Here is a 21,523-nt window from a genome sequence, read left to right as displayed (position 1 = left end):
GGGCTATTGCGCCGCGAGCAGCTCTTCGCCGTCCAGCCCCGACAGACCGAGCGAGCCCATCAGCGCCCGCAGCTCCTGGCGCGCGGCCACGTGCTGCAGCGACATCGCCACCGGACGGATCGTCGGCGACAGGTCGGCGATGGTCAGGCCGAACGGGAACAGCTCACGATAGATGACCCGGTCGCGCAGACCCGGCCCGACGCGGAACCCGACCCGACGCGACAGGGCCTGAACCCGCTCGTCCAGGCGCTTGCGGTTGCGCGCCTCGGTCGGCGCCAGGCGATTGCGCAGCACCACCCAGTCGATCGACTTGCCGGTCGCCACGGCCCGGACCTTGCGGCTGTTCCAGACCGTCTCCGAGTAAAGGCTCGGGCGCTTGAGCTCCAGGGTCACCGGATCGACCACGCCCAGCATGTCGAAGTCGACGAAGCTGTCGTTCATCGGCGTGACGACCAGGTCGGCCTGTCCGTGCGCGGCGCGGCCGATGGCCGTGTCGCTGCCGGGCGTGTCGATCAGCACGAAATCCGCCTGCTCGGCCGCCCGACCGAACGCGTCCTCGAACTGAGCCAGCGCGTCGGCGTCGGCGGCCTTGGCCAGTTCGGCCGGCAACTGGAACTCCAGCGGCATCGGGGCCTCCGCGCCGTTGGCCTCCAGCCAGGCCCGGCGGTGGGCGAAAAAGTGCGCCATCGACTGCTGGCGCACGTCGAGATCCAGGGTCGCGACCTTGGCTCCCGCATGCAGCAGGGCGGTCGCGACGTGGATGGCGATGGTGGACTTGCCCGCCCCGCCCTTCTCGTTCCCGACGACGATCACCTTGGCTTGTGACATCGATTCTCAACTCCAAAACCGATTCGGCGACATCGCACCGATTCTATTGGTTAACAGGAACCTTCACCACGACGCGGCGTCAACGTAAGGCGCCGCTACGGCTGTGGATGGAATGGACGACGCCAGTCGACCGCGCCATAAGCCCCACACCCTGCTTAGCGAGTACATCATGCCTCAGATCGCCATCGTCCGCACTGTCGCCGACCTCCGCGCCCAGGTGGCGGCCTGGCGCCGCGCCGGCGAACGGGTCGCACTGGTCCCGACGATGGGCGCGCTGCATGAGGGCCACCTGTCGCTGATCGCCCTGGGCAAGACCAAGGCCGACCGCGTGGTCGCCAGCGTATTCGTCAACCCGACCCAGTTCGGCCCCAACGAGGACTTCGACGCCTATCCGCGCGGCGAGGCGCGGGACGCCGAACTGCTGGCCGGCGCCGGCTGCGACCTGCTGTTCGCCCCGACGGTCGGCGAGATGTACCCGCAGGGCTTTTCCACCACCGTCAACGTGACGGGCGTGACCGAGCCGCTGGATGGCGCCGCCCGCCCCGGCCACTTCGCCGGCGTCGCCACGGTGGTCAGCAAGCTGCTGCTCCAATGTGGGCCCGACGTGGCGATCTTCGGCGAGAAGGACTTCCAGCAGCTTCAGGTCATCAAGCGCGTGGTCCGCGATCTGGACATTCCGGTCGAGATCGTCGGGGCTCCGACCTCACGGCTCGAGGACGGCCTCGCCCGCTCCTCGCGCAACGCCTATCTCAGCGACGCCGAGCGCGAGGTCGCCGGCCGCATGAACGTCGCCCTCGCCGACGCTGTCCGCCGCCTGCAGGCCGGCGAGAGCGTCGAGCGGGTGGAGGCCACGGGTCTCGCCGCCCTCGAGCGCGCCGGCTTCCAGCGCATCGACTACTTCGAGGTCCGCAATGCCGACGACCTCAGCCATCCGGGCCAAGGCCCGCTGACGGTTCCCGGCCGCGTACTGGCCGCCGCGGTGATCGGCAAGACCCGGCTGATCGACAACATGGCCGTCTAGCGGCGCGCCGCTACCAGGCTCCAGCTTCGCGCAACTGCCGCGCCAGCTCGGGCGGAATGTCGCCGTCGACGCCGCCGGCAAGGTCTGGCGGTGCGTCCTTGGCGTCGAGATAGCGCCAGCCCTGGAAGGCGCGCCGGGGGGTCGGCGTCACGCGGATGATTTCCGGATCGACGGTCACCTGGCAGCGCGCGGTGACGCCCTCGCCCACCGTGTCGACGGCCAGGATGGTCTGGCGGCACATGATCACGCCCTTGAACACCCGATAGAGCGATCCGCCGTCCAGCAATTCGGCCGCGCGCTTGGGGGTCTGGCGGGTATGCATGATCCAGGGCCGTCCCGCCTCGTGCCAGGCGAGCAGGTCCTCGATGGTGTCGCACCCCACCACCAGCTTGATCATGTGCAGCGACATGGTTTCTAGGCCAGCCAGTTGGGTTTGCGCTTCTCAAGGAAGGCTCGCACGCCCTCCTGCCCCTCGGCGCTGACCCGCACGCGGGCGATGCGCCGCGCCGTCTCTTCCATTACGTCTTCGACCGGACGATAGGCCACGTCCTCGACCAACTTCTTGGACTGGGCGACCGCCTCAGGACCGCAGGCCATCATCTCCTGGGCGATCCGGTCGCGCGCTTCGGTCAGCTGGGCGCCGTCGGCGACCACCTCGCTGATCAGGCCGACCTTCTCGGCGTAGGCGGCGTCGAACACCTTGCCGGTGGCGAACAACGCGCGCGCCTCGCGCGGGCCGACCGCCTGGACGACATAAGGGCTGATGGTCGCCGCGATGAGGCCGAGCCGCACTTCGGAGAAGCTGAACTTCGCGTCGGCGGTGGCCACCGCCATGTCGCACGCCGCCGCCAGGCCGGCGCCGCCGCCATAGGCCCCGCCCTCGACCAGCGCCACCGTCAGGGCCGGAATGTCCCACAAGCTCTTGAGCATCCGCGCCAGCAGCATGGCGTCGTCGCGGTTGTCCGCTTCGGTGCGGTCGACGGCCTCACGCATCCAGTCGAGGTCCGCGCCGGCGCTGAACGTCGAACCGGCGCCGCGCAGGAACACCACCCGCACGCCTTCGGCGCCCTGGAGGGTCTCGAACGCCTCGTGCAGCGCCGCGATCAGTTCGGCGTTGAAGGCGTTGCGGCGGATCGCCCGGTTGAGCGTCACGGTCGCCACGCCCTCCAGGGTCGCGTCGATGTCGACGAGGCGGGAATCGGCGTCGGTGTCGGTGATTTCGACCAGCGGGTCGGCGATCGGATTGGTCATGGTTGCGGTCTCCTGGATCCTTCAACAACGCTGGACCGGAACTTTGGATCAGGCCAAGCCATAGCCCCCCGGGGCGACGCAAGCTAGGCTGCCGGCGTGGTCAGCTTGCCTGATATTCCCAGCGAATCGTCGCTAGCCCGTCTCTTCTACGAAGAGCGCGGCCACGGCGAGGCGACCTGGTTCTCCCTGCCGGGCGGCGCGACGCTGTTTCAGGCCGGCGAACCCGCCGACCATCTCTACTTCCTGCGCGCCGGACGCCTGGGCGCCTTCCGCAAGGAAGAGAACGGCGAGCCGCAGTTCCTGGGCGTGATCCGACCGGGCGAGCCGGCCGGCGAGATGTCGCTGATCACCGGCGCCCCGCACAGCGGCACGGTCGTCGCGCTGCGTGACTCCGAGATCTTCGCACTCCCGCGCGAGGCGTTCTTCGAGGCGGCCGAGACCGACGCCTCGGTGATGACCGAACTGGCGCGTCTGATGATTCTGCGCAGCCGCCAGGCGGTGAGCAAGACCTCGATCGGCGAGCCGTCGGTCTACGGGTTTGTCGCCACCGGCGGCCCGGTCGCCGTTCGCCCCCTGCTCGACAGGATCGCCCGCGAGATCGGCCAGATCGGCTACTCGGTGACCGTCGTCGGCAGCGAGGCCCAGCACGCCCCCACCGAATGGTTCTCGGAGGTCGAGCGCGACTACGACTTCGTGCTCTACGCGGCCGAGGCCGAAGACATCGGCTGGAAGCAAGTGGTCGGTCGCCAGGTCGACCGTCTATTCCGGGTCGCTCGCGGCGACTCGGCGCCGCCGCCCGAGGGCCTCGCCCATGGCGAGCCGCTGCAGGCCCAGGGCCTGGTCGACCTGATCCTGGTTCAATCCAGGAGCTGCAAGGCGCCGAAGGGGTCTCAGGCCTGGGTTGACGCACTGCGGCCCGCCCGCCTGTTCCACGTGCGTCGCGACAACGCCGACGACGCGCGGCGGATCGCGCGGCTGCTGACGGGGCAGTCGGTCGGCCTGGTGCTTTCCGGCGGCGGCGCGCGCGCCTACGCCCACGTCGGAGCGATCAAGGCCCTGCGCGAGCGCGGCGTGCCGATCGACTTCGTCGGCGGCGTCTCCATGGGGGCGATCGTCGGGGCCGGCCTGGCGGTCGGCTGGGATGGCGAGGAGATGGAGCAGCGCATCCGCGACGCCTTCGTCACGACCAGTCCGCTCGACGACATCGCCCTGCCGCTGCTCGCCATGACCCGCGGCGAGAAGGTGCGCGAGCGCCTGGCCAAGCACTTCGACGACATCCAGATCGCCGACCTCTGGCTGCCGTTCTTCTGCGTGTCGTCCAACCTCACCACCGGCGCCTATCAGTTGCACAAGAGCGGCCTGCTGCGCGAGGCGCTGCGCGCGACGATATCGCTGCCTGGCGTTCTGCCGCCGGCCACCACCGAGGACAACAATGTGCTCGTGGACGGCGCGGTGATGAAGAACTTCCCCGCCGACATCATGCGGCTGACCCAGCTAGGCCCGATCGTCGGCGTCGACGTCAGCCGCGGGCGCTCGATCACCGCCGACGACGTGGCGCGACCGGAATCGGTGTGGCGCTGGATCCGCTCGGGCCAGTGGCGCAAGGGCCCGCCGATCGTCTCGCTGCTGATGCGGGCTGCGACGGTCTCCACCGGGCGCGACCTGGCCGCGGCGCGTGAGGCCACGGACGTCCTGATCACGCCCGACCTGACCGGCGTGGAAATCCGCGATTGGTCCGCCTTCGAACCCGCCGTCGAGGCCGGCTATCGCGCCACGATCGAGGCCCTCGACAAGCTGTCGCGGCCGGTGACGGAGCTACGCCGTCGGGCCGGCCGCGACGAAGATGGGGTTGTTCAGGCCGTCACGCTCGCTTGATCGGCGACGAAGGGGTTTGCGAACCTGAAAAACCGTCCCATATTGAAGATCCTGTTCAACAGCTGAAAGGAGGTGACCCAGTGTCTCATTGTCCTCATCCGAGTGTGGAAGCCGCGACCCGGGTCGCCGCTTACGAGGTCTCCAAGTAAGCGCCGAGTTGCGGGCCGCACTGCGGTCCGACAATGGAAGGGCCGGTTCTCGAAAGGGAGCCGGCTCTTTGTCTTTCAGCGCGTCATTACCTGGCAGGTCATGGAGCCCGCGCTTCGGCGCCGCTAATCTCTCGCCCATGATCGCGACAGCAACCGCGGTGGGCGACCACCTTCGTCAATGGCGTCAGCGCCGCCGGCTCAGCCAGCTCGACCTGGCCCTCGACGCCGAGATCTCCACACGCCATCTCAGCTTCCTGGAAACGGGCCGCGCCCAACCCAGCCGGGACATGGTGCTGCGCCTGGCTGAGCACCTGGAAATCCCGTTGCGCGAGCGGAACACCATCCTGGTCTCCGCCGGCTTCGCCCCGGTGTTCCCGCAACGCTCATTGGACGACCCCGCCCTCGCCGCTGCGCGGCGGGCTGTCGAGGTCATCCTCGCCGGCCATGAGCCCTACCCCGCCCTGGTCGTCGATCGCGGCTGGAATTTGGTCAGCGCCAACCGGATGATCGCGCCGATGATGGCGGGCGCCGCGCCGCACCTGCTGTCCGGCCCCTTGAACGTGTTGCGTCTGACCCTGCACCCGGAAGGCCTGGCGCCGCGGATCTCCAATCTTCACGAGTGGCGCGCCCACCTGCTCGATCGCCTGCGCCGCGAGGTCGAGCTGACCGCCGATCCAGGGCTCGCAGAGCTGCTGACCGAACTGAAGGCCTACCCGATCCCCGGCGGCCAGCCGCCGCGCAAGCCGTCGGACGAGTTCGGCGGCGTCGCCATCCCCTTCCGCCTGCAGACGCCTGTGGGCCTGCTGTCGTTCTTCTCGACGACCACCGTCTTCGGCACGCCGGTCGACGTGACGGTATCGGAACTGACGCTGGAGACGTTCTTTCCCGCCGACGCGCAGACCGGCCAGGCGCTGCGCGCCTTGGCCGACAGCCTGCCGGCCTAGAAGTCCACGCAGGCGGGCTGCGTGACCAGCAGCACCGACTCCTGGTGGAACCGCGCCTTATAGGCCTTGCGCGCGGCGTTGAGCTTCAGGTTCGCCTCGATCCCGTTGGGCAGGACCAGAACCACCACCTTGGAGGCCTCGCGGATGAGCTTGTTCTCGTCGCCCTTCCACTGGCCGCCGCCCTCAAGCACGGTCAGGCCGCTCGGAAACCGCGGCGTCAGTTCGTCGTCCACGAACTTCCGAAAATCCGCCTCGGAAACGCCAGGTTTGCCGCCGATGTTCTGGCCGAAGAAGAGCTGAGCCGTGCGCATCGGCTCCTGCCCGGCGGGGCAGCTAGGCCCCATCAGACTGGCGCAGCCCCCGAGCGCCAGGACGCTCAGGGCTGCCGTAACGGTAACGACGCGCTTCATGTGACATGGTTAGCACGCGTCGCGGCTAAGGCGGAACGGCCCCGTGGCTATTCGTCGCGCTCGAGAACGGCGTCCACGTGCTCGATGTCGGGACGGCCGAGGCGGTCGAGGATCATGTAGACCGCGACCCCGATCAGCCCGACGCCGCCGATGCCCGCCAGCCAGACCACCGTTCCCGGGTTCACCGCACTCACGGTCTGCGGCTGCGGCATGTTCAGCGCCCAGAACAGGCAGCCGCCGAACAACGTCACGCCCGCCCCGGCCAGCCCGAGCGCCGGCGCCAGCCCCGGGCGCTTAGCCGCGGAAACGACGTCGTCGGCGGGCGGCTCCACCTCGAGAGCGGCCGGCTCGAGGACGGCCTCGACCTCGGGCGCGCTTTGAACGGGCGCTTCCTCGAACAGGCTCGGTTCGGCGACAGGTTCGGACTCGTTGGCGGCGACCAGTTCCAGCTTCGGAGCCTCGTAGGCCTCGGGCGCGGCGAACTCTTCCTCCACCGGCGGCGTGAGCACGAACGCCGGCTCGGCCGCTGGCTGCGGGAACGCGGCCGTCACGGGTCCGGGCTCGTCGATGACCAGCCGCGGCGACGGCTCGACCACCGGACCGGTCGACAGCGGCTCGCTGAAGATGCTCGACAGGCGCGACGACACCGATGCGGCGGCCGCGGCGGCGGGGCTTTGCTGGTCGTCCTCCAGGACGCCGGCGGCCGGCCGCTCCTGCTGGATCTCGTCGCGTTCGACGACGACCTTGGCGCCGTGCATCGGCGTGTTCAGCGCGGTGGGCGCCTGGCGCGGCACGACGCCCAGGGCGTCGAGGTCGATATTGGGACGCACGATTGGCGACGGGGCCGGAACCCAGCCGTTCATGGGCGTCAGAAACAGGGTCTTCTCCGCCGAGCGGCGGCGAACGAGGGCGTCGACGACGATCGTCTCGCCCTCGAACTCGGCCTTGCGCCAAAGCTCCATCGCGCACGCGGCTTGGATCAGGCTGCCCTCGTTCAGCCGCCGCAGCACCGACGAGCGTCGGAAGTTCTCGAGGCCGATGTTGAAGGCGAACGCCGTCAGGGCGTCGAACTGGTTCTGGTTGAGAGGCGTGAAGACCCACTCGTTGATCGAGTGCGAAACGGCGATCAGGTCGTAGAGCAGCAGCGCCTCGGCGTCCTGTTCCGAGACTTCGGCGCCCTCGCGGGCGGTCTGGGTGTGGCCATGACCAATGGTCCAGCGCCCGTCGGGCAGCTGGGCGGATTTCCGGCGGTAGCCTTCGAAGCGCTTGATCAGCTCGATCGCCGATCTCGACACCTGGTTACGCGGTTTCATGGCCGATTGACCCATCCTGACACATGGGCGCATGCGCCCAGGGCTTAGCCGGCAAGATAGAGGCCGGTTACAGCAGGATCACTGCGGCGAGGCCGAGGAAGGCGAAGAAACCTGTGAAGTCCGTGGCGAAAGTCACGAAAACTGAGGATGAAACCGCCGGGTCGCGGCCCATCCGCTCAAGCACCAGCGGCGCCAGCACCCCGGCCAGCGAGGCGACGAACAGGTTTATGATAAGCGCGAGCCCAAACGTGACGCTCAGCATCAGGTCGCGGAACAGGAAATAGATCACCCCGCCGGTCACCGCCGCCAGCGCAGCGCCGTTGGCCAGGCCCACCGCCATCTCGCGGAAAACAGTCCGATAGGCGTTCACCGAGGACAGTTCCTTGCTGGCCAGCGCCCGCACGGCGACGGCCAGGGCCTGGGTGCCGGCGTTGCCGCCGAGCGAGGCCACGATCGGCATCAGCACGGCCAGCGTGACCAGCTTGGCGATCTCGCCCTCAAAGGCGCGGATGACGCTGGCCGCCAAGGCCGCGGTCACGGTGTTGAGCGCCAGCCAAGGCAGGCGCGCCCGGATGATGTCCAGCACGTCGGCGTTCCGGCCGGCGTCAGACACCCCGGCCAGGGCGAGGATGTCTTCCTCGCTCTCTTCCTGGATGACGCCGACGATGTCGTCGACGGTGATCTGGCCGACCAACCGCCCGCCCGGCTCCACCACCGGGGCCGAGATCAGGTGGTACTTGTCGAAGATGTAGGCGACCTCTTCCTGGTCCATCCCGACCGGGATTTCCGTCACCGGCTCCATCAGCTGGGCCAGCGGCGTGCTGCGCGGCGCGCGCAGCAGGTGGCTGACCGGCGCGGCGCCGACCGGCTTGTAGCTCGGGTCCACGACATAGACGTCGAAGAACAGCTCGGGCAGGTCGTCGGCTTCCTTGCGGAAGTGGTCGATGGTCTGGCCGACGGTCCAGAACTGCGGCGCGGCGACGACCTCGCGCTGCATGATGCGGCCGGCGGTCTCGTCTTCGTAGGCCAGCGAGGTCTCGATGGCGGTCCGCTCGGTCTCCGGCATCGCCGCGAGCACCTGGACCCGCTTGTCGTCCTCCAGGTCGTCGACGACGTCGGCCGCGTCGTCCGAATCGAGCTCCTCCAGCACCTTGGCGAGAGTCGCGGGCGACACGGTCTCAAGCACCTCCTCGCGAATCTCGGTGTCGAGCTCGGAGAGGATTTCGGCCAGCGCCTCGGGCGCCAGGTGGGCCAGAACGTCGTCGCGATATTCGGCCGACAGAAATCCCATCAGGTCGGCGACGTCGGCCGGATGCAGCGCCCCCAGCAGTTCGCGCAGGCGCTCGGCGTCGCCGCGATCGGCGGCGTCCACCACCATGGCCACAAATGCGGGATTTAGCGCGTAGTCCTCGCCTAGAGCGAGGTCTTCAAGGTCTTCTTCGAGCTCAGGAGCAATCTTGTCGCCAGCTTCGGACAGGTCGGCCGTTTCGCGGCTCATGCTGACCTCCCTAGACGTCGGACGAAGATGTGCTCAATCGCTGTTGAAGACCCTGATTCACTGGTGCGGTCGAGAAGACTCGAACTTCCACGGGTTGCCCCACAGCGACCTCAACGCTGCGCGTCTACCAATTCCGCCACGACCGCTCGTGGTGAGGCGCGGCAGGTAGCAAACCCCCGCAGCTTTGTGAAGCCCTACTGACCGCCTGCCATGAAGTCATACACATCTGCCGCACGTGTGACGGCGATCGAGATGCGATCTTCGTTGATCTGAATCTCCCCGCGAGCGACGGGATGGTTGTTCGCCAGGATCCAGACTTCCTCGTTCACGCCGGCGTCCAGCGGAATCACGGCGCCGCGGCCCATGCGCAGAAGCTGCTGCATCGGCAGGGTCGATCGGCCCAGCAGGACCGATATTTCGACGTTGACCTCGTTGACCTGACCCAAGACGCAAAGCCTTTGAAATACTAGACACATCGCGGGACGGGCTTTGACGCGCCCGGCCCCGTCACCACATTGGGTCCAACATGCTTGACCGCTCGTTAAACCTCTCGCCCGACGCGCCGATCTTCGGCCGTGACGACGGCCTGCCCGCGCAATGGGCGGTGTCGCACGCGCCGGTCCTCTACCCTGAGGCCGTCGCGGCCATGGAGGCGCGCGCCGCGGCCATCGCCGACGGAACGGCTGGCGAACTCATCTGGCTGCTGGAGCATCCGCCGCTCTACACCGCCGGAGTTTCGGCCAGGGGCGACGACCTCCTGGAGCCGAATCGATTCCCCGTCTTCGCCAGCGGGCGCGGCGGGCAGTTCACCTATCATGGTCCCGGCCAGCGGGTGGCCTATGTGATGCTCGACCTGACCAAGCGCCGGCGCGACGTGCGCGCCTTCGTCGCCAGCCTCGAGGCCTGGGTGATCGGCGCCCTGGCCCGGTTCAACGTCGAGGGCGAGATTCGCGACGGCCGCGTCGGTGTCTGGGTGGAGCGCAAGGCGCCGGGCGCCCCGACCCGCGAGGACAAGATCGCCGCCATCGGCGTCAAGCTGCGCCGATGGGTGTCGTTCCATGGCGTGTCGCTGAACGTCGAACCCGACCTCGGGCACTTTTCGGGCATCGTCCCGTGCGGCCAGACCGAGCATGGTGTCACCAGCCTGGTGGATCTGGGTCTGCCGGTGACCATGGACGAGGCGGACGAGGCGCTGCGCGCCAGCTTCCGGCTGGTGTTCGGCGAGGTCGAAGAAGCGGCCGCCCCGCTCTAGACGCCGAGCGGGCGCAGCGGATTGAGCCCGAAGCGGTTGGCGCCCATCTCGCTGCCCATGACGCCCAGTTCGACCGCCGCCCAGACCAGGGCCACGCCGAACAGGAAGTCGAAGAAGCCGACCGGCTGCGGCCACACCGCGACCAGCGCGAACAGAATCAGCGCCGCCCACCAGCCCGACTTGCCGCGGTCGTGCAGGCGCTTCGACAGCACGCAGGCCCCGGCATAGATCAGCGCCGGATAGACGAACCAGCCGGTCAGCCAGTGAAGGGTGACGCCCACCACCGCCTCGTAGACCGCCGCAAGGCCGAGCAAGGTCGCCGCCGCGATCAGGAACGGCGCACGCGCGATCCGCCCCTGCGCCGAGAGCAGCAGCGCGCCCCAGTCCGTCTGGCCGTTCATGCCCCCTCCGATCCGCTCTAGCGGAGTTTGACGGCCGTGCCGGCGGCGGTGACCATCAGCATGCCGTTGTCGGCGCCCAGCGCCTCATAGTCCAGGTCGACGCCGACCACCGCATCGGCGCCCAGCTTGGCCGCCTCGTCGCACATCTCGCGGATGGCGATGTCGCGGGCCTCGCGCAGGGCCTTCTCATAGCCCCCGGCGCGACCGCCGATGATGTTGGTGATGCCCGCGAACAGGTCGCGGAAGATGTGCGCCCCGATGATCGCCTCGCCGCTGACCACTCCGACGGTGCGGGCGATTTCGCGCTCGGCGACATAGGGCGTGGTGCTGGTGATCATGGCGGCTCCTGGCGACGCACTTTCGCGAATGGCTCGCCGACCTTAGATTGACCTCCATGAGCACGCCAGCCGCCTCCCCTTCCGGTTTCGACCTCACCCCGCCGACCGCCGACGAGCGCGCCAAGCTCGAGGCCGGGCTTTCGCGCGAAGAGGCCGACGTCCTGCTGCATCACGGCACCGAGGCCCCGTTCTGCGGCGGCCTGCTCGATAACAAGGAGGACGGCGTCTACTGCTGCCGCCTCTGCGCGCTGCCGCTGTTCCAGGCCAAAACCAAGTTCGAGAGCGGCACCGGCTGGCCCAGCTTCTTCGCCCCGTACGACGAGGCCCACGTGATCGCCGTGCGCGACGTCAGCTACGGCATGATCCGCATCGAGACCCGCTGCGCCCGCTGCGACAGCCACCAGGGCCACGTCTTCCCGGACGGGCCGCCGCCGACCCGGCTGCGCTACTGCATCAACTCGGTCTCGCTCGAGTTCACCGCCACCGGCGAGCCGCTGCGTGACCCGCTGCATCGCGGCGACAACGCCGCCCTCGCCGGCGCGAAGGCCTGATGTCCGGCGCCGCTCACGCCGGCGCCGACTTCTATCTGCATGTCAGGGTGATCATCGGCCTCGTCGTGGGCATGTCGATCACCCGCTCCCTGGCCGGCTTCTCGGCCATGGTCCAGCATCCGGGACGGCGCAAGCTGTACCCGATCCACTTGGCGTGGGCGGTCTCGATCCTGCTGTCGGCCGCGCATTTCTGGTGGTGGGAGTTCCGGCTCTCGGACGTCTCCTGGACCTTCGCGCTCTACGCCTTCGTGCTGGCCTATGCGAGCCTCTACTACTTCCTGGCCTGCCTGCTGTTTCCCGACGACCTCGCCGAGTACGCCGGCTTCGAGGACTTCTTCATCTCGCGGCGCAAGTGGTTCTTCGGCCTGCTGGCCCTGACCTACGTCGCCGACATCGTCGACACCGCGATCAAGGGCCACGACTATCTGGCGCACCTGGGCTGGGAATATCCGATCCGCTGCCTGGCCTATGTCGTCCTCTGCGGAGTGGCGATGATCACCACCAACCGCCGCTTCCACGCCGGCTTTGTGATCGCCAACCTGATCTACCAGGTCTCCTACATCCTGCGGCTCTACTACGTCGAAGTCTGACGGCTTGGCGGACCGGGCGGAAAGCGCGCTAGGCTCTCTCCAAAACAACGCCAGGGAGGCGACGCCGTGAAGGATTTCGCAGGTAAGACCGCCGTGATCACCGGCGGCGGAACGGGCATGGGCCGCGAACTCGCCCGCCAGCTCGCCGCCGAGGGCTGCAACGTCGCCATGTGCGACGTCTCGGCCAAGGCCATGGCCGAGACCGTCCGGCTCATCGAGGCGGACGGCAAACCGCAGGGCACCAAGGTCACCACCCACATCGCCGACGTCTCGCTGGAAGCGGCGCTGATCGCGTTCCGGGACGAACTGGCCGAGCAGCAGCAGACCGACCGCATCCACCTGCTGTTCAACAACGCCGGCATCGCCGGCGGCGGAAGCATGATCGCCGACAGCCGCGCATCCTGGGAGAAGACCTTCGACGTCTGCTGGGGCGGGGTCTATCTGGGGGTCCGCACCTTCCTGCCGATGCTGATGGCCGCCGACGAAGGCCACATCGTCAACACCTCCAGCGTCAACGGCTTCTGGGCGACCATCGGGCCGAACACCTCGCACACCGCCTACGCCGCCGCGAAGTTCGCGGTGAAGGGCTTCACCGAGGCGCTGGTCACCGACCTGCGGATCAACGCCCCGCACATCAAGTGCTCCGTGGTGATGCCGGGCCACATCGGCACCTCGATCGTCGCCAATTCGCGCAAGGTCCAGGCCGGCGTGGATACCGACGAACTGACCCCCGAAGACCTGACCCTGGCGCGGGCGCGCATGGCCGCCTCGGGCATCGACGCCAGCACGGTCCCCGACGACGCGATCCGGGCCATGTCGGCCGAGATGGCGCGCAGCTTCCTGGAAGACGCGCCGATGACAGCCGCCGCCGCCGCAAAGGTCATCCTCGACGGCGTGCGCGACGAGCGCTGGCGGATCCTGGTCGGCGACGACGCGCACGCCCTGGACCAATGGGTGCGCAAGGACCCGGAACGCGCCTACGAACCGGAATTCTTCACCGACTTCGCCCGCGAAGTCGGCTGGCGGATCGGCGGCTAGCCATACAGCCGAGCGGCCGCCAGCTCGGCGATCGAACTGTCGAACCGCGCGGAATCCCCGTCGTCGAGGATCCAGGCCGCCGACAGCCCGCTATAGGCCAGGATCCACATCAGCAGCCGGCGTGGGTCCTGCCCGGTCTTTTCGCAGACAATGGCCAGGTAGCGATCAAGCCGGCCAGGGATCAGCGCCGTCGCCGTGTCCGGATTGCAGAACGGGTTGGCGTAGTCGTAGCCGCGCTCGCCCAGCACGCCCTTCGGGTCGATCGCCAGCCAGCCCTTCTGCTCGAAATCCAGGATGTTGCCGTGGTGCACGTCGCCGTGCAGCGCCACGACGTCGCGCGGCTGCGCCAGCAGCGACTGGGCGGTCTCGTGCGCCCTGACCAGCACGCCGCCATGGCGGGCCGCGCCAGGGCCCAGGGCCGCGAACCAGACGTCGAGCGGAACCAGGGTGTCGGGCGGCGGGGTCCCCCGCGGCGCGTGCAGCACCTGGACGGCGTCGCAGATGATCTCGGTGGCGGCGTCGTCCTCGTCCCCGCGCGACATGCGGATCAACGACTGGCGCCCTTCGGCGCGCTCCAGCAGCAACGCCTCGCCTTCGCGGGCCAGGACTTCGGCTGCGCCCCGACCGTCCCACCACTGCATCAGCGCGCCGCCGGCGATCTCCTCGGGCACATAGGCGAGCTTGAGGATCGCGGCGCGATCGCCCTGTCGCACCGGCAGCAGCCAGCTTCCGGTGTACGCGGTGGTGAAGGCCTCGCCGTCGGGAACGAGGTCCCAACGGTCGAGCCAGGTTTGAAATGATGGCCCCGTCACGCCGTCAATGTAGGGCGCGGCTGCGACGGGACCAGGGCGCCGCTAGTTCTTTCGGCCCGCGGCGCGGATCTGCTCGGCGTTGGCGGCGTCGCCGAAGCCGGTTCCGGGACCGGTGATCGGGTCGTTGCGCCGGACCCGCAGGTTGTTCTGCACGTGGGTCACGCCGGCCATGTCCTCGACTAGGCGCTCGGCACGGTGCTTGGCCTCGCGTTCGAGCACCTGCCCCGACAAGGTCACCTCGCCGCCTTCGACCGTCACGGTGATCGCGCTGGCGTCGAGCCACGGATCGTCGGTCAGCCGCTCATGAGCCTCTTCGCTGATCCGCGTGTCGGTGCGCTTGTAGCCGCTGGGACCTTGCCCGCGATGTTCGCCCTCGCCGAGCCACGAGGCCACGCGGTCGCCGGCGCGCTCCCAGAAGCTGCGCCGTTCGGGCTCATCCTCGTAGTGTCCAATGTGGTCGGGGTGGCGGTCGCCATAGGCGACGCGGTAGGCGCGTTCCTCCCGCCAGCGCTCGTCGCCGTAGCGGTCGTCGCGGTGGCGCGGCGGTCCGTAGGCGTAGGCGCCGCCGCGCGTGATCGCCCGTTCGTCATCGCGATAGTCGGGGCGGCGATCATAGTCGGCATAGGCCCGCCGCGCCCGCCGCGCCATCCGGGCCTCGTAGGCGTAGTCGCCGGAGCCGCGCGGGCTGGTGTAGTCCACGCCGCTCTCGCGCTCGCCGAAGACATGATCGCGGCCGCGCGGCTGAAAACTGCGGTCTCCGTAGAGCCCACGGTCGTAGCGCTGGTCGCCATCCCGCTCATGGCGGCGATAGCGCCCATAGCCGCGCTCGCGGTCCATCCGTTCCAGTTCTTCGCGCTCGTCCATCCATCGATCGGACATGGTCGTTCTCCCTGGTTGTCGTTGCGTCATGGGAGCGACAACGAGGGATCGCGGGGCCGGTTCCGGCCCGATTTCACGCCAAGCTTGGCCCTACAGCGGGATGTTGTCGTGTTTCTTCCAGGGATTGGCGAGTTGCTTTCCCTGGAGGTTCTTCAAGGCGTTGGCGATGCGCCGCCGGGTGGAGTGAGGCATGATGACATCGTCGATGTAGCCGCGGGAAGCGGCGACGAACGGATTGGCGAAGCGCTGCTTGTACTCGGCCTCGCGGGCGGCGATGGCCTCGGGGTCGCCGATCTCGGAGCGGAAGATGATCTCGACCGCGCCCTTGGAGCCCATCACCGCGATCTCGGCCGAGGGCCAGGCGTAGTTGACGTCGCCGCGGATGTGCTTGGAGCTCATCACGTCATAGGCCCCGCCATAGGCCTTGCGGGTGATCAGGGTGACCTTGGGCACCGTGGCCTCGGCGTAGGCGAACAGCAGCTTGGCCCCATGGCGGATCAGCCCGCCCTGCTCTTGTTTGGTGCCGGGCATGAAGCCGGGCACGTCGACCAGGGTGACCAGCGGGATCTCGAAGGCGTCGCAGAAGCGCACGAAGCGCGCGGCCTTCCTGGAGCTATCGATGTCCAGCACCCCGGCCAGCACCTGCGGCTGGTTGGCGACGACGCCGACGCTGGCCCCGTCGATGCGGCCGAAACCGCAGATGATGTTCTTGGCGAAGTCGGGGCTGATCTCGAAGAAGTCGGCCTCGTCGACGACTTTGAGGATCAGCTCCTTCATGTCGTAGGGCTTGTTGGGGTTGGCCGGCACCAGGCTGTCGAGCGAGGGCTCGAGCCGGTCCGTGCGGTCGAAGCTCTCGCGCACCGGCGGCTTCTCGCGGTTGGAGAGCGGCAGGAAGTCGACCAGCCGGCGCACCTGGGTCAGCGCCTCCAGGTCGTTCTCGAACGCGCCGTCGGCGACCCCGGACTTCAGCGCGTGCACCCGGTAGCCGCCGAGCTCCTCGTGGGTGACCTCCTCGTGGGTGACGGTCTTCACCACGTCCGGGCCGGTCACGTACATGTACGAGGTGTCCTTCACCATGAAGATGAAGTCGGTGATCGCCGGCGAATAGACGTCGCCGCCGGCGCAGGGGCCCATGATCACGCTGATCTGCGGGATCACCCCTGAGGCCAGGGTGTTCTGCAGGAAGATGTCGGCGTAGCCGGCCAGGCCGTCGACGCCCTCCTGGATGCGCGCGCCGCCGGCGTCGAACAGCCCGATGATCGGAGCCCCGACCTTCAGCGCCTGCTCCTGCACCTTGACGATCTTCTGGGCGTGGGCGTTCGACAGCGAGCCGCCGAACACCGTGAAGTCCTTGGAGAACACGAACACCAGCCGGCCGTTGATGCGGCCCCAGCCGGTCACCACCCCGTCGCCCGGCACCCGGTTGTCGGCCATCCCGAAGTCGGTCGCCCGGTGCTCGACGAACATGTCGAACTCCTCGAACGAGCCTTCGTCCAGCAGCAGGTCCAGCCGCTCGCGCGCCGTCAGCTTGCCCTTGCCGTGCTGGCTGGCGATCCGGCGCTCGCCCCCGCCCAGACGCGCCTCCCCGCGGCGCTTCTCAAGCTCTTCAAGGATGTGCTTCACGCATCGGCCTCCCACGCCAGGCTTCAAGGCGTAGTCGGACGATCCGGCGCTGGCAACCGCGCAGGGGGCTCTATGCCAGAGCCTTGAACCAGCTCTCGAGCATGCGCGCTTCCTCCAGCAGGCGCGCCGTCCGCTCTGCCGCCTCCTCGTCCACGCCCCATTTTTCTTCCTGGTAGGCCTCGTCGATGCGCGACAGCGTCCAGGCCTCCTCGCCGGTCAGCCAACCGCGCTGCAGCGACAGGGCCAGCACCGCCGAGCCGAACAGCGGCGTGCCGAACGCCACGCCGGTCAGGGCGAAATCGTCGAGTTCGAGAGCCAACGCCTTGACCTTGGCCAGGGTCTCTTCGGGCTGTTCGGTGTGAACGATCCCGGTGGCGCGCTTGAAGACCAGGGTCAGGTCCTGCTCGGCCCGGCGCAGCACCGGTTCCCAACCGGCCACCTGGCGGTCATAGAGGCTGTTGCCGGTCTCGGAGAAATAGCAGATCAGGTCCGACGCGGCGTACTGGGCGATCTGGCTGGCGGTGGCGTCGCGGGCCTGCGGAACAGCTTCGGTCGCGGTGAAAGCCAGTCGCGTGATGTGCATCGAGGCGATCTCGATGTGCTTGCCCTGCGCGTCCCATTCGGCCGCGACCATCTCAGCCAGGGCCTGCGTCGGCACAGACAGCTTGCCGCCCTTCGGGGAGCGGACATTGCGGCCGTCGAGCTTGACCGAAAAGGCGCCGTCCTCGGCGACCACCGTGACGTCCTTGTAGAACCGCTTGGGCTTTTCGCCCGGCTCTATGAAGCCCTTCTGCACGCGCATCTCCTTAGCTCACGGGTGCAATGACGCCCTCGCGGCGATTGCGCAAGCTGGGGCGGGTCGGCGATCCTCGCGCCATGAGCGACACCGTCCTGAGCCCGCGCGACCTCAACCGCATCCTGCTGGACCGACAGCTGCTGCTGGAACGCCAGGCGCTCGACCCGGTCACGGCGCTGGAGCGGCTGTTCGCCATGCAGGCGCAGCTGCCGCGCGCGCCGTTCGTCGGCCTCTGGGCGCGGCTCAAGGACTTTCGGCGGCAGGACCTGCTGGACGCTATCCACGCCCGGCGGGTGGTCCGCTCGACGCTGATGCGCGGTACGCTGCACTTGGCCAGCGCCGACGACGTGCTGGCCTTCCGAACCACGATCATGCCGCCGCGCGACGTCACCCTGCCCTGGGGCGTGAAGCCGACGCCTGAGGTGCTGGACGCCGTGCTGGCGATCGGCCGCGAGCACTTTGCGCCAGGGCCCAAGGATTTTGAGAGCGTGCGCCAGGTGCTGCAAGCCCAGGGCTTCGATCCCGTGCGGCCTTTGGCCTACGCCACCCGGATGTTCCTGCCGCTGGTGCAGGCCGCGTCGGACGCCCAGTTCGGCCACGAGCCCGGCGGGGAATTCACCCTGGTCAGGACCTGGCTCGGTCGCGACGAGCACGAGGCGGCCCAGCCGCAGGCCCTGGCGCGCCGGTATCTGGCCGCCCACGGCCCGTCCCTGCCGGCGGACTTCTCGGCCTGGTCGGGCCTGAAGGCGGCGGCCGCAACGTTCGAGGCGCTGGGCGACGAGCTCGTGACCTTCAAGGACGAGCGCGGCCGCAGGCTCTACGACCTGCGGGACGCCGCGCGCCCGTCCGGCGACACCCCTGCCCCGGTCCGGCTGTTGGCCGACTTCGACGGCGCGGTGCTCTGCCGCGCCGACCGCACCGGGATCATCCGCCCTGAGCACGCCCCGCTGATGGCCAGCAAGAACGGGCTGATCCCGGCCATGGTCCTGGTCGACGGGATCGTCGCCGGAACTTGGCGGATCGAGGCCAAGAAGAAGTCGGTCGCTGTCGCCGTCCGGCTGTTCGGCAAGGTCGCCGCTAGGGACCGCAAAGCCATCGAGACCGAGGCCTTGTCGGCCGCCGCCTTCCTGGCGCCCGACGCCAAGCCGGACGTCGTCTTCGAGACCTAGTGCCGGCGCTTGCGAACCTTGAAGGGCTCGGGGTTGGCCTCGTGCTCGTCGAAGCCGAAGCGCTTGAAGCCTTCCTTCAGCTCCTTGCTGATCGGCGCCTCCAGGATGAGCGTACCGCGCGACGGGTGCGGCAGGGTCAGGCGCCGCGCGTGCAGCTGCAGCTTCAGACTCCCGGAGAGCTCGGCCGACGCGTCGGTCTTGTACTTGGGATCCCCCAGGATCGGATGGCCCATGGCGAGCATGTGCGCCCGCAGTTGGTGCGTCCGCCCGGTGTGCGGTCGCAGCGCCATCCAGGCCACGCGGTGCGCGGCGCGGCTGACGGTGACGAACTCCGTCTCCGCCGGGTCGGCGTTGGGATCCTTCGGATCTGCCGGCACGACCATCTCGCGGTCGCCGACGCCCTTCTTGACCAGGTGCAGCTCCATCACCCCCTCCGAGGGCTTGGGATTGCCGAGCACCAGGGCCCAATAGGTCTTCTCGGCGCGGCGGCGCGCAAAGGCGCCCGACAGCTTGGCCGCGGCGCCCGGCGTCTTGCCGAGCACCAGCACGCCCGAGGTGTCGCGGTCCAGCCGGTGGACCAGGCGCGGGCGATCAAGCCCCTCGCCCCAGGCGCTCAGCAGCCGATCGACGTGTTTGGTGGTCTTGGTGCCGCCCTGCACCGCCAACCCGGCGGGCTTGTTGAGCACCAGGACCTCCTCGTCCTCATAGAGCACCAGCGACTTGGCATAGGCGATGTCGCGCGGATCGAGGCCAGGCTTGTCTCCAGGCTTCGGCGCGTCGGGCAGCGGCGGCACGCGGATCATCTCGCCGGCGGCCAGGCGCTGGTCGGGCTTGGCGCGCGCGCCGTCGACGCGGATCTGCCCTGAACGGGCAAGTTTCTGGATCTGGATCTGCGAAACATGCGGCCAGCGGCGGCGGAACCAGCGGTCCAGGCGCACGCCGTCCTCGCCGGGATCGACGGCGATGTTGCGGACTTCCCTCATGCGAACACCCTCCGCGCCAGCAACAGTCCCAGGAACAGCGCCGACACCGACAGCAGCACCGAGGCGCTCGTATAGGCGAAAGCCTGGCCATAGGCGCGCCGCTGGACCATCAGCGCCGTCTCCAGCGAGAACGCCGAAAAGGTCGTAAACCCGCCGAGCACGCCGACGCCCAGCAGCACCCGCAGCCGCTCTTGGTCGGCGCCGCCGCGATGGGCGAGATACCCCGCCAGCACGCCCATCAACAGCCCGCCCGAAACGTTGGCGATGAACGTCCCAAGCGGCCAAGCCGTGCCCCACAGGCGCAGCGCCTGGACGCCGAGGGCGTAGCGCGCCGCAGCGCCCACCGCGCCTCCGGCGGCCACAAGTAATACCTTTTCCATGCGCCCTTATGCGACGCGCCGCACCCGCCGCGCAAACGGTCGGTTAATCTCGCCCCGTCACGGCCGGTTAAGTCCGCCCCGGCATGGTCCCAGCGCGATTGGCTTTTCTGGATGACGGGCGTGGCGGGCGAGAGCGGAGTGGCGGTGACGGTCGGACCTTCCGAGGGCCTGCCGCCCTGGACCTTCGCCACCAGCGAGCGCCGGATCCTGGCGCTCGACTATTCGATCGAGGAACTCGTCAGTCTGCGCCACGCCGCAACCGCAGCGTTGCGTATCCGGCCGGTCGTGCGCCATGTGAAGACCGGGGTGATCATCCCGACCTGGGCCTATAGCCGCCTGAGCGACAGCGATGTCGAGGCCATCGACCGCGCGACGCTAGACTTCGCCAGCCAGCTGCGCCCGTCGGAGACCGAGGCCAAGCTGCCGCTGATCATCCCACAATCGTTCCGAACGCTGGCGGGCCGCCGCGGGCGGGCGGGCCTGGTCCAGGCCACCCATGGGTCGACCGAGACGCTCAAGGCCCGGATCATCGTCGAGATCACCGAAATCGGACGCGGTACGCCGCCCGGACGGCTGAACGAAGTCGCCAGCCTGCTCGGCGCGATGTGCAAAGGCGTTTTCGGCCGCCTGCAGGCCGGCCGCGATGCGGCCGCGCCATTCAAGGACGTACGGCTCCAGGCCTTGGTGCTCGACGCCGGCGACATCGTCGGCTCCGACAGCGACGTGGCCGCCGCCCTGCTGGAGGTCGGCGATCAGGTCCAAGGTCTCGCGCCGCTGCTGATCGCCCAGGGCTTGCCGGCGGACGGGTTTTCCGATGTGGCCGAAGTCGCGGGCTTCACCCACGTGGCGACGCGCGCCCAGGACGCGACCGCCGCCCGCGCCTAGATTCGGCCGCGGATGGTGCTTTGGACGTCGGCCGCATCATAGACCTGCCCCGTCGCGGACGGCGGTTGCTGGCCGCGTCCCATGATGATCTCGATCGTCTGCGTCAGGGCCGGTCCGCCGCCGAGATTGAAGCTCGTGCCCACCCCGACGCCGACGCTGCTCCGATAGCCGCCGCTGCCGCCGCCTGCGCCCACCGACACGCGCGGCCCGCTATCGAAACCGCTTTGGGCCACGTAGCGGTCGACGACCCGGAACCACTCGTAGCCGTCGGCCAGGGTCAGTTCTGCGGCCCGCAACAGGGCGTAATCGGACACCTGGTTGATCGGCGCGCCCGCCCCGCCGCGGAACGTCACGCGATAGCGGCCAGGTTCGATCTTCATGTCGGAGAAGCCGACGGCCCCGGCGTTTCTCGCCGGCCCGTAGACCGTAGGCGCGGTGGCGCAGGCGCCCAGCGCGGCGCAGAGCGCGAGAATGGTCGTCAGGCGTCGCATGGCGGTGACCTCACCCAAGTCGCCGTTAGCACGGCTTCCTGCCTAA

The 21,523-nt window shown here is 68.8% G+C and carries 25 protein-coding genes and 1 tRNA gene; 9 read left to right on the top strand and 17 right to left on the bottom strand.

The window, feature by feature from the left end; translation table 11 throughout:
• Positions 1-3 precede the first annotated feature (3 nt).
• Positions 4-828: a division plane positioning ATPase MipZ gene (locus AC1Q87_RS01800; RefSeq protein ID WP_492607301.1), complete on the bottom strand. Its 825-nt coding sequence runs from the start codon at positions 826-828 to the stop codon at positions 4-6.
• Between the two features lie 169 nt (positions 829-997).
• On the opposite strand from AC1Q87_RS01800, the gene panC reads away from it, so the two are divergent.
• Positions 998-1,849 (top strand): pantoate--beta-alanine ligase, encoded by an 852-nt coding sequence (gene panC / locus AC1Q87_RS01795; RefSeq protein WP_492607300.1) that lies wholly within the window; start codon positions 998-1,000, stop codon positions 1,847-1,849.
• A gap of 10 nt (positions 1,850-1,859) precedes the next feature.
• Here panC and AC1Q87_RS01790 read toward each other — a convergent pair whose 3' ends face one another.
• Positions 1,860-2,258 (bottom strand): DUF1489 domain-containing protein, encoded by a 399-nt coding sequence (locus AC1Q87_RS01790; protein WP_492607299.1) that lies wholly within the window; start codon positions 2,256-2,258, stop codon positions 1,860-1,862.
• A 5-nt stretch (positions 2,259-2,263) separates the two neighbouring features.
• On the bottom strand, positions 2,264-3,100 hold the full coding sequence (locus AC1Q87_RS01785; RefSeq protein WP_492607298.1) for an enoyl-CoA hydratase-related protein: 837 nt from the start codon (positions 3,098-3,100) through the stop codon (positions 2,264-2,266).
• 96 nt (positions 3,101-3,196) lie between these two features.
• Here AC1Q87_RS01785 and AC1Q87_RS01780 point away from each other — a divergent pair, with 96 nt between their 5' ends.
• Complete coding sequence (locus tag AC1Q87_RS01780; protein ID WP_492607297.1) at positions 3,197-4,975, top strand: patatin-like phospholipase family protein; 1,779 nt, start codon at positions 3,197-3,199, stop codon at positions 4,973-4,975.
• 286 nt (positions 4,976-5,261) lie between these two features.
• Positions 5,262-6,068, top strand: coding sequence for an MmyB family transcriptional regulator (locus AC1Q87_RS01775; protein WP_492607296.1), 807 nt, complete (start codon positions 5,262-5,264; stop codon positions 6,066-6,068).
• Here AC1Q87_RS01775 and AC1Q87_RS01770 read toward each other — a convergent pair.
• The 5 genes from AC1Q87_RS01770 to AC1Q87_RS01750 form a co-directional block, all read right to left on the bottom strand.
• Positions 6,065-6,478, bottom strand: a complete 414-nt coding sequence (locus tag AC1Q87_RS01770) for a DUF3574 domain-containing protein (protein WP_492607295.1) — start codon at positions 6,476-6,478, stop codon at positions 6,065-6,067. The two genes, AC1Q87_RS01775 and AC1Q87_RS01770, sit on opposite strands and share 4 nt — an antisense overlap.
• 47 nt (positions 6,479-6,525) lie before the next feature.
• A complete protein-coding gene (locus AC1Q87_RS01765) occupies positions 6,526-7,791 on the bottom strand; it encodes a lysozyme (RefSeq protein WP_492607294.1) in 1,266 nt (421 codons plus the stop codon).
• A 67-nt stretch (positions 7,792-7,858) separates the two neighbouring features.
• Positions 7,859-9,289 carry a magnesium transporter gene (gene mgtE, locus AC1Q87_RS01760; protein WP_492607293.1) on the bottom strand — a complete coding sequence of 477 codons (1,431 nt, stop codon included), beginning with the start codon at positions 9,287-9,289 and terminating at the stop codon, positions 7,859-7,861.
• 61 nt (positions 9,290-9,350) lie between these two features.
• Positions 9,351-9,435, bottom strand: a tRNA-Leu gene (locus AC1Q87_RS01755).
• A gap of 48 nt (positions 9,436-9,483) precedes the next feature.
• On the bottom strand, positions 9,484-9,765 hold the full coding sequence (locus AC1Q87_RS01750) for a FliM/FliN family flagellar motor switch protein (RefSeq protein WP_183770511.1): 282 nt from the start codon (positions 9,763-9,765) through the stop codon (positions 9,484-9,486).
• A 50-nt stretch (positions 9,766-9,815) separates the two neighbouring features.
• On the opposite strand from AC1Q87_RS01750, the gene lipB reads away from it, so the two are divergent.
• A complete protein-coding gene (gene lipB, locus AC1Q87_RS01745) occupies positions 9,816-10,541 on the top strand; it encodes a lipoyl(octanoyl) transferase LipB (RefSeq protein WP_492607292.1) in 726 nt (241 codons plus the stop codon).
• Here lipB and AC1Q87_RS01740 read toward each other — a convergent pair.
• Both AC1Q87_RS01740 and AC1Q87_RS01735 read right to left on the bottom strand, forming a co-directional pair.
• Positions 10,538-10,942, bottom strand: a complete 405-nt coding sequence (locus AC1Q87_RS01740) for a DUF805 domain-containing protein (protein ID WP_492607291.1) — start codon at positions 10,940-10,942, stop codon at positions 10,538-10,540. The genes lipB and AC1Q87_RS01740 overlap by 4 nt on opposite strands.
• Before the next feature lie 17 nt (positions 10,943-10,959).
• Positions 10,960-11,280 (bottom strand): heavy metal-binding domain-containing protein, encoded by a 321-nt coding sequence (locus tag AC1Q87_RS01735; RefSeq protein WP_492607290.1) that lies wholly within the window; start codon positions 11,278-11,280, stop codon positions 10,960-10,962.
• Positions 11,281-11,336: 56 nt separating this feature from the next.
• Between AC1Q87_RS01735 and msrB the strand changes: the two genes are divergently transcribed.
• The 3 genes from msrB to AC1Q87_RS01720 all read left to right on the top strand — a co-directional run bounded on the left by msrB (position 11,337) and on the right by AC1Q87_RS01720 (position 13,459).
• Positions 11,337-11,831, top strand: coding sequence for a peptide-methionine (R)-S-oxide reductase MsrB (msrB, locus tag AC1Q87_RS01730; RefSeq protein WP_492607289.1), 495 nt, complete (start codon positions 11,337-11,339; stop codon positions 11,829-11,831).
• Complete coding sequence (locus tag AC1Q87_RS01725; RefSeq protein WP_492607288.1) at positions 11,831-12,421, top strand: hypothetical protein; 591 nt, start codon at positions 11,831-11,833, stop codon at positions 12,419-12,421. The genes msrB and AC1Q87_RS01725 overlap by 1 nt, the downstream gene beginning before the upstream one ends.
• Before the next feature lie 66 nt (positions 12,422-12,487).
• On the top strand, positions 12,488-13,459 hold the full coding sequence (locus AC1Q87_RS01720) for an SDR family NAD(P)-dependent oxidoreductase (protein ID WP_492607287.1): 972 nt from the start codon (positions 12,488-12,490) through the stop codon (positions 13,457-13,459).
• Here the strand turns inward: AC1Q87_RS01720 and AC1Q87_RS01715 are convergent.
• The 4 genes from AC1Q87_RS01715 to AC1Q87_RS01700 form a co-directional block, all read right to left on the bottom strand.
• A complete protein-coding gene (locus AC1Q87_RS01715) occupies positions 13,456-14,271 on the bottom strand; it encodes an aminoglycoside phosphotransferase family protein (RefSeq protein ID WP_492607286.1) in 816 nt (271 codons plus the stop codon). The genes AC1Q87_RS01720 and AC1Q87_RS01715 overlap by 4 nt on opposite strands.
• 42 nt (positions 14,272-14,313) lie before the next feature.
• Positions 14,314-15,150, bottom strand: a complete 837-nt coding sequence (locus AC1Q87_RS01710) for a BON domain-containing protein (protein WP_492607285.1) — start codon at positions 15,148-15,150, stop codon at positions 14,314-14,316.
• 90 nt (positions 15,151-15,240) lie between these two features.
• Complete coding sequence (locus tag AC1Q87_RS01705) at positions 15,241-16,773, bottom strand: acyl-CoA carboxylase subunit beta (protein WP_492607284.1); 1,533 nt, start codon at positions 16,771-16,773, stop codon at positions 15,241-15,243.
• A 70-nt stretch (positions 16,774-16,843) separates the two neighbouring features.
• Positions 16,844-17,569, bottom strand: coding sequence for an ATP12 family chaperone protein (locus AC1Q87_RS01700; protein WP_492607283.1), 726 nt, complete (start codon positions 17,567-17,569; stop codon positions 16,844-16,846).
• A gap of 80 nt (positions 17,570-17,649) precedes the next feature.
• Between AC1Q87_RS01700 and AC1Q87_RS01695 the strand changes: the two genes are divergently transcribed.
• On the top strand, positions 17,650-18,738 hold the full coding sequence (locus tag AC1Q87_RS01695) for a winged helix DNA-binding domain-containing protein (RefSeq protein WP_492607282.1): 1,089 nt from the start codon (positions 17,650-17,652) through the stop codon (positions 18,736-18,738).
• Here the strand turns inward: AC1Q87_RS01695 and AC1Q87_RS01690 are convergent.
• Entirely contained in the window at positions 18,735-19,721 is a 987-nt protein-coding gene (locus AC1Q87_RS01690; RefSeq protein WP_492607281.1) for an RluA family pseudouridine synthase, read from the bottom strand. The two genes, AC1Q87_RS01695 and AC1Q87_RS01690, sit on opposite strands and share 4 nt — an antisense overlap.
• The gene (gene crcB, locus AC1Q87_RS01685) at positions 19,718-20,101 is read right to left on the bottom strand and encodes a fluoride efflux transporter CrcB (protein ID WP_492607280.1); all 384 of its coding nucleotides are present in this window, start codon (positions 20,099-20,101) and stop codon (positions 19,718-19,720) included. The genes AC1Q87_RS01690 and crcB overlap by 4 nt, the downstream gene beginning before the upstream one ends.
• Before the next feature lie 111 nt (positions 20,102-20,212).
• Here crcB and AC1Q87_RS01680 point away from each other — a divergent pair, with 111 nt between their 5' ends.
• Entirely contained in the window at positions 20,213-20,986 is a 774-nt protein-coding gene (locus AC1Q87_RS01680) for a hypothetical protein (protein ID WP_492607279.1), read from the top strand.
• On the opposite strand, the gene AC1Q87_RS01675 is transcribed toward AC1Q87_RS01680, so the two are convergent.
• Positions 20,983-21,477: a CC0125/CC1285 family lipoprotein gene (locus tag AC1Q87_RS01675; protein ID WP_492607278.1), complete on the bottom strand. Its 495-nt coding sequence runs from the start codon at positions 21,475-21,477 to the stop codon at positions 20,983-20,985. The two genes, AC1Q87_RS01680 and AC1Q87_RS01675, sit on opposite strands and share 4 nt — an antisense overlap.
• Between the last annotated feature and the right edge of the window lie 46 nt (positions 21,478-21,523).

The sequence above is a fragment of the Phenylobacterium sp. GW823-FHT02A09 genome, assembly GCF_058797775.1.
Note: the sequence above shows the minus strand (reverse complement) of the source record. Positions and strands in the feature narration are given on the sequence as shown.